2 pseudogenes are annotated in these 700 nt (G+C 71.0%); both read left to right on the forward strand.

Annotation, left to right across the window (positions count from 1 at the left end):
* Window positions 1–390: pseudogene (locus tag KUM32_RS35395) on the forward strand (hypothetical protein); the annotation flags it as partial.
* A gap of 37 nt (window positions 391–427) precedes the next feature.
* Window positions 428–700, forward strand: a pseudogene (locus tag KUM32_RS35400) (hypothetical protein); the annotation flags it as partial.

The raw sequence follows: 700 nt of genomic DNA on the forward strand, positions 1-700 counted from the left end.
ATCCGGTACCGCTCGGGGGACTGCGTCCGCACGCTCGACGGAACCCCCGACCCGCACCGGATCGCGCGCTTCTGCGGACGGGAGAAGGAACTCCTCACCCCGGGCGCGGCAGCCGCCGCCGCGTCCGGTCCCATCGCCCAGGGCGACCTGAGCGACCGCGTGAGCGCCGCCGCCCCCAGCGTCTTCGTCCACCAACTGCTGGTCACGGACGACAAGGAGGCCCACCTGCGGTACACGACCTTCGACGGCGAGGCCCTGCCGCCCGCCGAGGCCGACGCCCTGGCGGACTCCGTCAGCGACCTGACCGGGCGCCGGTGCCAGGTCGAGCACCGCGCGCACCTGCCCATCGGGAAGTCCGGCAAGTACGCCTGGCTCGCCACCCACCACTGACCGCCGACCCGGCCCCGACCCTGCGCAGGGGAGAACCATGACCACACCGTCGTACGTCACCACCGACGACCTCAGGGCCCTGCTCGGCGAGGAACTGCACGCCGAGGTGGTGGCACACTTCACCGACAAGACCGACGCCGCGCCGGACTTCGTCGAACGCCAGGTCACCGAGTGCCTGCGGTACCTGTACCTCGTCTCGCGCCATCGCGACCAGCTCAGCGGGCTGTTCCTCCCCGTCGAGCAGGACATCGACGAGATCTGGCACTATCTGATCCTCCAGACCCGCGAGTACCGCACGCTGTGCGAGGAG

The sequence above is a fragment of the Streptomyces sp. AC627_RSS907 genome (genome assembly GCF_019049165.1).